The organism is Wolbachia endosymbiont (group A) of Limnophora tigrina, from assembly GCF_964263225.1.
GTDB lineage: Bacteria > Pseudomonadota > Alphaproteobacteria > Rickettsiales > Anaplasmataceae > Wolbachia.
Genome location: NZ_OZ181654.1, coordinates 972,819 through 985,722, shown reverse-complemented (window position 1 = coordinate 985,722; position 12,904 = coordinate 972,819). Strand labels below are relative to the sequence as shown.

Below are 12,904 nucleotides of genomic sequence, written 5' to 3'. Positions count from 1 at the left end.
TGAGAACTGAACCCAGTAGAGAGGTTTTGGCAATATATAAAACAGAACATTTTACGCAACAAAATCTATGATACTATCGGTCTACTTGAAGATGTTTTATGTAATTTTATTGTTAGTCTTTCCCCTGCTACGGTTAAACAAGTTTGTAATATTCCTTATTTGTTCGTCTAGTAAGTGGAGTTGGTATGACCAGGTTGGTCACGCGCTGGCTCTCTAAAATTACTTTAGCTACAAATATTAAGAAATTTACTAAATAAAAAAAGACAAAAGAATCCCCGTATAGCGAGTTTTAATAATGTAAATTGATAATGTGCTAACAAGCGCGATTTGGCTGAATGTAGAAAAAATAAAAAAAGCTGCTATAATTTTATGTAATTTGCCAATAAATATCTGAGTTTTTTACTGAATTTTGTCGTTGAGCCCAAAAACAAGGATAAACACCTTTATTGGTATAATAAGGAAAGTGGGAAGGTTTGTCAAGTAATAAAACTAGAGGGCTCAAATGAAAGAAGGTAAACTCTAAAGTGTACGTTCAGTAGCACTTTCTATAAGAGAGATTGTATTATCTATTCCATAAAGCTTGATAAAAGATCCCATTCTAGGACCGGTTTTTTGTCCAAGTAATGTTTCATACAAAAACTGAAACCAATCGCGTAAGTTATTGTAATTATGTTTTTTTCCGATGGAGAAAACCTGAGATTGAATCTCTTCAGCAGTGGCTGTAATAGGCAGGGAATGTAGGTTGTTCTTTAAATCTAGCAACGCTTCTTTCTCTTTTTCGTTTGAAGCTTTATACGCTTTTGTTGGCTTGATAAAGTCGTGATAATACCTAACTGCAAAATCCGAAAGCCTATCTAGCATTTTGTTGCTTTCTGGTGTAACGTTTGGTGCATAAGTTGATATAAAACCCCAAAGAATCTCTTTATTTTCAGCATTACAAGCTGCTGCCAGGTTTAAAAGTAACGAAAAATTTATGCCTGAAGTTTCTACGTTTGGAACTTTACCCTGGTGGATGTGCCATACAGGGCTATTTACATCCTTTTCTTCACTCTCATTGTAACGCTTAGCAAACTCTAAATATTCATCAGTTGATTTTGGTATCACATCAAAATATAAACGTTTAGCTTTTTTAGGACTCTGAAAGATGTATAACGCTAAACTCTCTGTGGGTGCATAAGTTAGCCACTCCTCAATTGAAATACCATTTCCTTTTGATTTTGATATCTTCTTTCCTTCTTTATCAAGAAATAACTCATAGCAAAACAAAAGCGGTGGCTTTTCTCCAAGTATTTTACATATTTGACTTGAAAGCACAGCAGATGGAGTCAAATCCTTTCCATGAGCTTCGTAATTAACTCCGAATGCAGCCCACCTCATCCCCCAATCAGGTTTCCATTGCAGTTTACATTTTCCTTTTGTCACTGGAACTTCTATTTTTTCCCCGTTTGGGTCTTCATACGTGATTGTTCCTTTATCTGTATTTGTTTCAATTACTGGAACTTGTAAAACTTGGGAAGTTTTTGTGCATATCGGCAAGAATGGACTGTAAGTCTGCTGCCTTTCTTCCCGAAATGATGGAAGCATTACTTCCATCACTTTATCATAATTTTTCAGCAGGAGTAAAAGTTTTTCATCGTAAACGCCAGATTTATAACACTCTGTTGCACTCCTAAATTCGTATTCAAATCCAAACAAATCAAGAAATTTACACAACAACGAATTCATGTGATGACCATAACTCTCATGAGTGCCAAATGGGTCAGGTATCATGGTTAATGGCTTGTTCAGATTCTCTCTTAGCATTTCCTGATTTGGTACATTATCTGGTATTTTTCGCAAACCATCCATATCGTCGGAAACTGCAATGATTTTGGTTTTTATACTAGGAGCTATTTTTTTTAGAGCGTTTGCAATAACTGTGGTACGAAAAACTTCCCCAAAAGTACCAATATGTGGTAAACCCGATGGACCATAACCAGTCTCAAATATTATCTCTTTTTTATTAGGGAATTCTTGTAGTATTTTTTCTGCTTCTTGAAATGGCCAGCTTATAATCATTGAATTTAAATTAATTATCTTACCTAAAGTGCTATTCATTTCAATAGATTTTTAATTAATGATGTAGTATTAGTGTTAGAGCTCTTATTAGAAGGTTAAAGATATGTCTACTGGCAGCATACAAACGAATCAATTATTTAAAGGTCTTACAAGACCTGCAATGCTCTTTGGTGTGAGTTATATGTTTGCAATATTAAACGTTCTAATTTGCATGCTAATTTTCATTAATACAAATGATCTTAGAGTAATTCTCCTGATGTTACCAGGTATACATGGACTTGGCTATATAGCTTCTGCAAAGGAACCGTTGTTTATTGAGTTATTTATGGTAAAGTTGGGAAAATGTTCCAAATGTTTAAATCGGTTTTATCATGGAGCCAATTCTTATGACATTACTTGATGTTATGCAATGTTGAGATTTAGAGCTATTCAATCAAAGAATAAATCTATTCTAAGTAGAGAGGTTCACGCTGCCGAATTTATACCTTATTCTTGCTATTGGAATAGTACAACCTTGATAACAAAGCAGAATTGGTTAGTTAAATTTATAAAATTAAATGGCTTTGCGTTTGAAACGGCCGATGATGAAGACTTGGTGATACAAAATAATATCAGAAATCAGATGCTAAGAAGCATTTCATCTCCAGCATTTAGTTTGTACTTTCATACCATCAGGCGTAAGAAGAATATCTTTTCTGATGAATTTGCAAACCAGAGTTTACCAAATTTTTTTGCTAACCATGTAAATCTAAAATGGAGAGAAAAACACGCAACTAGGCAATCTTTTATTAATGATTTATACATTACGATTATTCGTAGGGCAGATACAAAGGGAGTAGAATTTTTATCACATCTACTGAAAAAATTTGGACATGTAACTTCAAAACATGCTTGGGAAAGTGATATGCGTGATACCTATGAAGATTTAGAGGAAACGACAAATCGTATAGTAACAAGCCTTAGGAATTATTCGCCTAAAGTCCTTGGAGTAAAAGAAACTCCAAACGGGCTGTTTTGTGAAATAATGGAGTTTCTGTCTAGAATTGTAAATTGTGGCTTTGTTACAAATACGCTTTTTCCACTAAAAACTGAAATATCAAGATACTTACCAGTTCATAGGTTATTTTTTGGCCATAAGATGATACAGGTTGTGACTCATAATGAAAGTAAATATGCTGGAATAGTTAGTATCAAAGAATATGGAAATAATACTTCCGCAGGAATGCTTGATTCTTTTTTACAACTTCCTTATGAATTTATTATCACGCAGTCTTTTCAATTTACAAATAGGCAAATGGCAATTGCGAAAATGCAGATACAGCAAAATCGTATGATACAATCTGCAGATAAAGCTATTTCTCAAATAGCAGAAATTTCTCATGCGCTTGATGATGCAATGAGTGGTAAAATTGCGTTTGGTGAACACCATTTAACTATCTTATGTATAGAAAAAAGCCCTAAATCATTGGACAATGCTTTATCATTGGTTGAATCGGAGCTTTCTAATTGTGGTGTTTATCCTGTTCGTGAGAGGGTTAATCTAGAACCAGCATTTTGGGCGCAAATTCCTGGTAATTTTGATTATATAGTAAGAAAAGGTACAATAAGTAGTCTTAATTTGGCCGGTTTTGCATCTCAACATAATTATCCTACTGGTAAAAAATTCAATAACCACTGGGGAGATGCTGTTACAGTTTTTGATACAACATCTGGCACTCCATTTTTCTTCAACTTTCATATAAGGGATGTTGGACATACTATGATAATTGGGCCAACAGGTGCTGGCAAAACTGTTTTAATGAATTTTTTATGTGCTCAAGCAATGAAATTTTCTCCAAGAATATTCTTTTTTGATAAAGATCGCGGTGCAGAAATTTTTTTAAGAGCACTTGGTGGTATCTATACTATAATAGAACCAAGAACTAAGACAAATTTTAATCCTCTGCAACTTGACGATACTCCTGATAATAAAACATTTTTGATGGAATGGATAAAATCTTTAATTTTAGTGTACAACGATAAATTCACTTCAGAAGATATTGCTAGAATTAATGATGCAATTGAGGGAAATTTTAAATTAAAAAAAGAAGACAGATTTTTGAGAAATCTTGTACCATTTTTAGGACTTGCGGGTCCTGATACTCTAGCTGGAGCAATATCTATGTGGCATGATGATGGCTCTCATGCTGCAATATTTGACAATAAAGAAGATTTGCTAGATTTTTCAAAAGCAAGAGTGTTTGGCTTTGAAATGGCTAGCTTGCTAAAAGATCCTGTTGCTCTTGGGCCGGTCTTGATTTATTTGTTTCATAGGATTAGTATATCGCTTGATGGCACTCCATCTATTATTGTTCTTGATGAAGCATGGGCGTTAATAGATAATCCAGTTTTTGCACCTAAGATAAAAGACTGGTTGAAAGTGCTGAGAAAGTTAAATGCTTTTGTAGTTTTTGCTACTCAGAGTGTTGAAGATGCAAGTAAAAGTGCTATTAGTGATACGCTTGTACAGCAGACAGCAACACAAATTTTTTTGCCAAATCTGAAAGCTACTAGTGTCTATCGAGATGTTTTTATGTTAACTGAACGTGAGTACATACTGATCAAACACACAGATCCAAGTACTAGATTCTTTTTAGTAAAGCAGGGAGTTAATGCTGTAGTAGCTAGAATAGATCTGAAAGATTTGGATGATGTGGTCAACGTGTTATCTGGACGTGCGGAAAGTGTTCTATTGTTATATGATATACTGAAAGAAGTCGGAGATGATCCAAAGATGTGGTTGCCTGTGTTTTATCAAAAGGTGAAAAATGTTTAAAACTAAACTGTCATTACTGTTAGTTGCGATATTTTTGTTAAATATAGATTTTTTGCTCTCGTATCCAGTGTTTGCAGATACAGTAAGTGGTACTGACAAAACGGAATTTGTTAGCAGATTTAATTCTACTGGTAGCTTTAGCCATGCCTCTAATCCTGACTGTAAGGCGTTTGAAACATCTGCAGCAGTTGCTGGGATAGCAATTGCTATTGGTGCAATATTTACTGGTATTGTTTTGATTGTCTCTTCTGCTGGTTTATTTACTGCTCTTGTTATCGTTGGAATGATAGCTGCAATTGTTGGAGTCTGGAAGGCAGTTGGGGGACTTATTGTTTGTCAGCATAGTTTTGTTAGGCATCCAGTTGCATACGATAATGATGGGAGATATAAAAATTTTAAACTAAAAGATACAGGTTATAGTGGTGATACAGATAAAAATTATCGAACAGAAGATGAATATTTTTCTGCATTACAGAAAAGATCAGGAAAAGATGGAAAACAAACAGAGAAAGATATTTTAAACTTTACTGATTGGGATGTTGTGAATGTTGATAGGGAACACTACTACTGGCCAAAAAACGGTGTGCAATACAGTGAATATATAGAAATATGTCATCGAAATCCTTTAACTTTTGGTAATCTTTTTAACAAGAAAGACTTTGATTCCAGAGAAAAACCTGGATACATAGACTTTGATGTAAGGGAAAAAGATACTGGATATGTAGATGGGTCATGGTCCCCGACGGTCGATGGTGAGCTGAAATGTAAAGTTCTCAAAGCAGGACAGAGCGAAGACATATATGGATCAACGTTCAGGGCAGTGAGAAAAATGGGTAGGTTATGTGTGGAATTGGCTGAAGTTAGGGCAGCTGGAACTGCTTGGCCGCAAGGAATTGATATAGGATGCACGGAATTACCACCTGATCCGATTGCTCCTATGTGTGAACAATCTGTGATATTATTCAAAAATAAAGATGGTACAGGTGGTGAAGAAAGGAACAGGGATGACGATTATAAAGCTCTTATCAGGAAAAAAGAAAAAGAAGGAAAAATTTTTGTAGGTTATGACAATAAAAGCTGTTTTAGCTCGTATGTCTCTGAAGCTTGCTACAATCAAGCGGGAAGTAAGTCATTATCTCCTATTCCTATAACTTCTATGATAGTGCAATGCATTAAGGAATCGTTAGATAATTTAGTGGCAGGTATTGATTCAAGTGGTAACTTACTTACAGACAAAAATGGACATGCTAAGGGTAGTTTTTTGTCTGTAGCACAAAAAAGACTGAAGAACACTGTTACTGCTATCTTAATTTTAGCTTTGATATTGTTCTCTATAAAAGTTATGTCTGGTGGAGTGCGTAGTCCGCAAGAAATGTACATGTTGATCATTAAATTCGCTTTAGTGATTTACTTTACGACAGGTAGCACTATGTCTCATTATTACGGGGAATTAACAAAACTTTCGAACGGCTTATCAGAAATAGTGCTTAAAGCTTCATCTGAGAGTAAAAATATATGTAATTATGAGGCAGGTAAAGATTATGAATACGATCGTGCAGGGCAGAAGGTATCCTACAGTTATCTTGCACCTTGGGATAGGCTTGATTGCAGAATTTTATTTTATTTAGGTGCCCCTTTAGATGGAATTGGTGGCAAAATTGGTACTGGAGGTGTTGCAACGTTAGCGGTTTTGCTTGGCGCTGCTCCTGTCTTGTTAGTTGCAGGTTCGGTGATTGGTATTATTTTCGCTGGTGGACAAATTTTAGTAGCTCTTGTCTGTATATTTATGGCCATTTTGCTGATGATGGTTATTTTGTGGATGTGCTATGTATTTATTTTATCTCTAGTTGCTTTAAGTGTAATTGTTATTCTATCACCTTTGTTTATTCCTATGGTTTTATTCCAACACACCAAAGGATATTTTGACGGCTGGGTGAAAGAGTTGATTACCTATAGCTTATACCCGGTTATCCTTTTTGCGTTTTTATCCTTTATGTTCATAGCATGTGATAAAATCTATTTTAAAAATTTAAATTTTAAACTGGACGAGTCATATAAAAATGAACAACCAGACAAGTCATATGAAAAGAAACAAGCAGAAATCTCATATAGTAAGAAAAAACAGTGGTTTAAATTGAAAGATGGGGAATGTGATAAAAATGAAACTACTCTCGCATGTATGATGCAAAATTATAGCTTTAAAAAGAGCAGCATACTTGGTCTATTCGACTTTACATACATGGAGTTTGGCAGCTCTCTAATCGGAGAATTATTAAAATTGTGTTTAGTATTATTCCTCTTTTACCACTTTTTAAACGTTCTTCCCGGCATGGCTGCTGAGCTTGCTGGTAATCACAGGGCAGCACTTGGTTCAGGTAGCACTCCTGCACAAATGGTGAATAAAGCTTTATCTGCTGCCAAAGCTGCTGCTGGAGGTGCTGGTCAAGTTGCTGCTGCGGCTGTAAATAAGGCAAGAGGGGCTATTGGAGGAGGTGGAGATGATAATAAGGGATCGGGATCTTCCTCTAGTGAATCTATAAAACCAGGTGGAGAGTGAGCGCAGGTGAGTAACAGATGTTTGAACATTTGAGCAACCAAAACTTGGTTAAGCTATGCATAAGTTTTGTGATACTCTTTTTATTATCTGGGTGCGGGTGTATTAAGCCAGAAGATTCATCAGGCTTGCGTGAGAAATTGGATATAGTGTCAACAGAGCAGAAATGGGTTGATTCTGGAGTCTATATTTCGGATAAAATAAAAGTAACAGAGATTAATATAATACCTGATAAGGTTAATTTTTGTTCGCAATATAAAGATTTTGCAATTGAACCTGGAGTAAGAAACGTTACATTACCGTTTGCGCTTAAAGCTGGCGATGCGATAAGCTTTAGTGTTGTTGGAAGTAAAATGTGTAAAAACGATAATGGCACGGTCACCTATAAAAAAATTGACGAGAGTTGCGGTGAAGGAGAGACGGAGTATTTTGCACATGTTTTAAATCAAGAGAATTGTCAAGGTGAAATATGCCCTAATAAATATATCATAGGTAACGCAAAATGGTTGAATGGAAAAGAATACTGGAATCCAAGTTTTGTAAAATCTGATCAAGATGAAAAGGAGATTGAAAATATCATTAATTCTATAAAACAAGGAGAAAATATAGACTGCAGGAGGCTTTCAAGCAGTCAGAAAGTTGAGATAGATACGTACCTTTTAAATCTTGCGTGTGAGAATACATGTTATTATGCCAGTCAAGATTGTGTGCAAATTGAATCTAATACTATAGATGGCAATAAACGTAATGTAGCTAAAAATCTTGCCAACGAACTAGCTGTTGGAAAAGTAAGTAAGGAAGAAGCTATCAAGAAGGCTGTAGATGGTATAATGGGAGTGTTAGATGATAGCAACATAGCTAAAGGACACAGCGATAGTTCAGATGGTGAAAAGGATAAAGTAAATACAGAAAAAAATACCAAGGGAGCTGTGGATGATATAAGAAAAAAGAAAATGAAGAGGATAAAGACTTATATTCCATCGTTAGTAGTGTCAATGGAGAAAGAAGAACTTGAACATGAGCGAGGCAATATACGTACTAATTATGATTATGAAATAAAGAAAAATCACCCCCAAGGTGAGAAATTAACTTTCACCTTTAATACTAAAGGCAAGGGTGGTTTCAATATAAGAGTAACGAAGAACCATAGTCTAAAAAACAACTTATATATAAGCGTTTCTGGTAAATCTCCTGAGTATAACCCTGGTGAAACTCAGGGAGATATACCTATAGACATTAGCAAAGTTTATAATACTCAATATATGGAAGGCTTAAAAGAAAAGCTAAAAGACAAAATAGGCACCATATATTACGGAATAAGAGACCATGGTTGCGATTACAAAAATGAAGGTCAGTTTAGCATTAACCTCACAACTAAAGAGCCACCTACGAAAACTTTTAGTGCGATATATAATTTTTTTGATGAAAAAGTAAAAATTGCATTTTTTGGTTCCAGTTATAAAAATTCAGAATGGAATCACTCTGAATCTAGTCCCGTGAAGTCTCTTTATCAAAGTTTTGTAGCGTCAAATAGAACAAAGACTATCAGATCCACAATAGTGTCGTTATTAGTGTTATATATAACTTTATATACCCTTTATTACTTTTTTGGATTGTCTCATGCTTCTACATATGAATTTTTAATTATATGTGTAAAGATAGGAGTTATTACCCAATTGCTGAACGATAACAGTTGGAGTTTTTTTTATAACAATGCATTTTCTATTTTTGTTAATGCTCCAAAACAGTTAATAGAAATAGCAAATTTCAGAGGTACAACATCAAATGTTTTCGAATTTCTTGATTTACCGCTCAATAGGTTTTTATCAGCACACTCAGTGTTACTAATAGTATCTCTTATATTCTCTGGTCCTTTGGGTATTGTATCGTTTTGCTTGGTGATTTGGGGTTTGATAACAGTGAGCTTATCGATGTTTAACGCCTTATTTTCTTTTATCACATCTATAGCAATAGTTGCATTATTGCTTTCCTTGGCGCCTCTTTTTATTATTTGCCTTCTATTTGGATATACTAGACAGATGTTTCACAATTGGGTCAAAAATTTAGCAAGATTTGCAATTCATCCGGTAGTGCTTTTAATTTTTATATCATTAATAAGCCAGGTTATGGATTATATTGTGTATTCGGTCTTTAATTTTGAGGTCTGCCCTACATGTATACTTAATCTTAACTTAAAGATTTTTAATCCTTGTATTATTTATGGTTATGCTTCCAAACATGCACCTAATATCACCGCTATGATGGCTTTTGTGATTTTGGGACATGCTATGAAAGCTTTAGTTGAGGCATCTTCAACAATATCTGATTCGTTGTTTGGTGTTTATGTGGCAAGCGAACCAGGAAGGCAATATCAGCAAAGCTTAATGGGAACAGTAGGTTTAGATGAACAAAGTATCCAAAGAAGAGCAGGTCAGCAATCTGGTACACCAAGTCGAAGACCTCAAATACCACAATCAGCTCAAAGATCAGCACCTAAAATACCGACAAACACAGGAAATCAATGATGAGCAGAAAATCATTATTATTGATACTATGTCTTGTAATTACTGGCTGCACAATGGATTGTGTTGAACCTGGGCTGCAGAGCAGAAATACTAGTGTCAGTATAGATGTTCCAGTTCGTGAAGCTGGCGAAGGAGTTAAAATTCATTGGGTTGATTCTGGTCAAGTAATTAGCAAGGATGAGAAAATCAAATTTACTCTTGGTGGGTCAGTAAATTTTTGTCCTCTTAAAGAAGGGAAAAATCCAAAGAGAGTACTTGTGCCCGCTGTATTTTGTGCTAATGATTTAATACCAAATTACAGTAATAAGTTAATTGATAATGCTAGTCTTGATGAACGAGAAATATGTGGGGATATAGGCTTTGGAAATAATGAATTCTATAGCAATAGACGTTATGTAGATACTGGAATTAAAGCAAATCCTGGTGATAAGTTAAGCTTTAGCTTAGTTCCCAGAGAGATAACGATTAATTATGACAATCCGGAAGGGAAAGGTATCAGCTTTGATGACAATTGCTATAGAGCTGAAGAAAATGATAAAAAAGACAAAGCTACAATAAAAGACATGCTCAATGGAGGAACGTTCTTTTGTGGAGAAAGTGGTAAGAGGACTAAAGTAGAATTTCCTAAGATTAATAAAGAGAACATAGAAGAAAGAAGAGTGCTAGTTGGTAATGGCTACACTCCATATGATAATAAGGTACATTTTAATAAGGATTATATTCAAAATTCATGGATAAATGGTGCATTGTTAGATTTACGACGAACTAAAATAGGACTGGATAAATTATGTAATGGGAAAAAATGTGATTTTAATGAGATAAGCAAGTACAGCTCTTATGAGCTTAATTGTTACTATCAAAATATATGTTACAACGCAAAAGGTATAGGGGAGAATTGCGTCTCTTCTATAAGGTATGAGAAGTATGATAAAAGAAATACATGTGACATGTATTCTCACCTTAAACGTATTGAGGATGAACTAAAAGAGATTGAAGAAAATAAGAGGGATTCTAAGCAGATTGACATTAATTTAATATCAAATTCTAAATTAAACTTCAAAGAGGACAGAGAAGATATTTCTTGGGCTGAGGCTCTTGTTGCAAAAGTTGGCGATCTTAATAATCAGAATACTGCTAAAGGTATTCAATGTTTTCCAGAGAGAAAGGGTGCAAAAGGGGATAATGTGTGTTCGCAAATTGGTGATAATTTTGAACATTTTTCTTTGAAATTAAATCATGATTATAAAATAGATGAAAAAGATATAATACCTGGTAGTAGTGTGATGCTTGCTATAGCAAGCAATGGCAATTACTTTCTTCATAGAGGTGGATATCATGTTGCAGTGACTAGATCATGTAACTTCGATAGTGGTGAAAAACTGTATATGTACTTGGGTGATAGCCCGCCAGAAGATCCATCTGCTCGAAAGACTAATAATTTCAAAAAAGTAAAGAAATTAGATAAAATAACAGAGGATAATGTAGACTATTACATAATAGATGGAAGTCATTTAAAGGATAAAGAGTCTAAAAAGATATACTTTGGTATTAATGTAGAAAACGTAAAGAAAGATGATATTACGGACAAAGAAGGCAAATATTATGAAGATAACAAATACACAGTAAATTTATTTTTAAAAAGAAAAATAAACGATTTTATTTCATCAACTGTAAACAAGATTTTTGATTTCATAACAGACGGGGGTGAAGACGGAATTAAAATTCCATATGAAGGATATAGAAAGGGGCTTCTACAAGGAATAAGAGCTTTGCTTATTCTATACGTTATATTTACTGTTGTTGGCTATATGCTTGGAACAATACAATTAAGTAAATTCGATTTTATTATAAGAATATTCAAAATAGCATTTATAGCTTTTGCTTTTAGTGATAGAAGTTGGGAATTCTTTGGTACAACTTTGTCTGGGCTTTTTGTTGATGGTAGCATTTATTTAGTTGATAGTTTTTCTGGCTATATAGGAGAAGGAGGTAAAAAATTTGCATTCTTAGATTTAACAGCGGGAGTATTATTTACAGGAGAAACATGGCTGAAATTTTTGTCTTTAATGCTATCAGGACCTTTTGGCTTTATTGCATTTTTGGCAATACTTTATGCTACTTTTATGTTTTTAAGATGCATTATTAGTGCTACGTTTAAGTATGTAATATCTACTGTTTTAGTGGCATTTTTATTGTCATTAGCACCTTTATTTATCGTATTTATTCTATTTCAACAAACTAAAACATTATTTGATAATTGGATAAAAACGCTGGCTCATGTTTCATTGCAACCAGTCATTTTATTTTCATCCTTGTCTCTTTTAAACCAGTTAATGTATTCAGTTCTATACAACCTCACAAATTTTTCTGCATGCTATCAATGCTTAATTAGTGTAAATTTTTTATCGTATGATCTGTGTCTTATGAAATCAATATTACCTCTTGGGTATAGTCCTGGTACTAGTGTTGATGTTGCGTTCAGTACTGGAGAAAGGGCTGGTGGGCACTTTGCAGCATTACCTATAGATCTAATCCAGGCATTTATATATCTCATCATTGCTAGTGCAATGGAAGCTTTTGTTTCTATATCAGAAACTATGGCGCAGGCGTTGTTCAGCTCTGGTTATGGAGTTGCTCAAAGTGTTAGTCATATTTCTAGGAGCGCATCACAAGCTATGCTGTCAACTGTTGGCCTTGATGATAGAACCCAAAATATGATACATAACATCAAGCAGGGAATGAGTAAAGATCGTAGCAAAATTGAAGCTAAATTGCCTGATACACCAAAGCAAGCAGATGGGAAAGGGAGTGCTGGCAGAGAAATGAGCAAATCTGAAACACTAAGCCAGCCAGATAAGCAAAAGGATTCTGATAAAACAAAAGGACAAGTCAAGGAAGATTGATGAGATATATGGAGTAACTAATTAAAAAGATATTTGAAGTAAGGTTTTA

The 12,904-nt window shown here is 34.4% G+C and carries 6 protein-coding genes and 1 pseudogene; 6 read left to right on the top strand and 1 reads right to left on the bottom strand.

What is annotated here, in order from left to right; translation table 11 throughout:
- Positions 1–3: 3 nt before the first annotated feature.
- Positions 4–171, top strand: a pseudogene (locus ACE38P_RS04530) (IS630 family transposase); the annotation flags it as partial.
- A gap of 348 nt (positions 172–519) precedes the next feature.
- Here ACE38P_RS04530 and ACE38P_RS04525 read toward each other — a convergent pair.
- Positions 520–2,097 (bottom strand): lysine--tRNA ligase, encoded by a 1,578-nt coding sequence (locus ACE38P_RS04525; protein WP_374699587.1) that lies wholly within the window; start codon positions 2,095–2,097, stop codon positions 520–522.
- A 64-nt stretch (positions 2,098–2,161) separates the two neighbouring features.
- On the opposite strand from ACE38P_RS04525, the gene ACE38P_RS04520 reads away from it, so the two are divergent.
- From ACE38P_RS04520 to ACE38P_RS04500, 5 genes are read left to right on the top strand one after another with little or no spacing between them, the layout of a single operon-like run.
- On the top strand, positions 2,162–2,458 hold the full coding sequence (locus tag ACE38P_RS04520; protein WP_006015054.1) for a type IV secretion system protein VirB3: 297 nt from the start codon (positions 2,162–2,164) through the stop codon (positions 2,456–2,458).
- A gap of 9 nt (positions 2,459–2,467) precedes the next feature.
- On the top strand, positions 2,468–4,873 hold the full coding sequence (locus ACE38P_RS04515) for a VirB4 family type IV secretion/conjugal transfer ATPase (protein ID WP_010402460.1): 2,406 nt from the start codon (positions 2,468–2,470) through the stop codon (positions 4,871–4,873).
- The gene (locus ACE38P_RS04510) at positions 4,866–7,430 is read left to right on the top strand and encodes a type IV secretion system protein (RefSeq protein WP_374699586.1); all 2,565 of its coding nucleotides are present in this window, start codon (positions 4,866–4,868) and stop codon (positions 7,428–7,430) included. Before ACE38P_RS04515 ends, ACE38P_RS04510 begins: the two co-directional genes overlap by 8 nt.
- A gap of 17 nt (positions 7,431–7,447) precedes the next feature.
- A complete protein-coding gene (locus ACE38P_RS04505; RefSeq protein ID WP_374699585.1) occupies positions 7,448–9,952 on the top strand; it encodes a type IV secretion system protein in 2,505 nt (834 codons plus the stop codon).
- Positions 9,949–12,855 carry a type IV secretion system protein gene (locus tag ACE38P_RS04500; protein ID WP_374699584.1) on the top strand — a complete coding sequence of 969 codons (2,907 nt, stop codon included), beginning with the start codon at positions 9,949–9,951 and terminating at the stop codon, positions 12,853–12,855. Before ACE38P_RS04505 ends, ACE38P_RS04500 begins: the two co-directional genes overlap by 4 nt.
- Positions 12,856–12,904 lie beyond the last annotated feature (49 nt).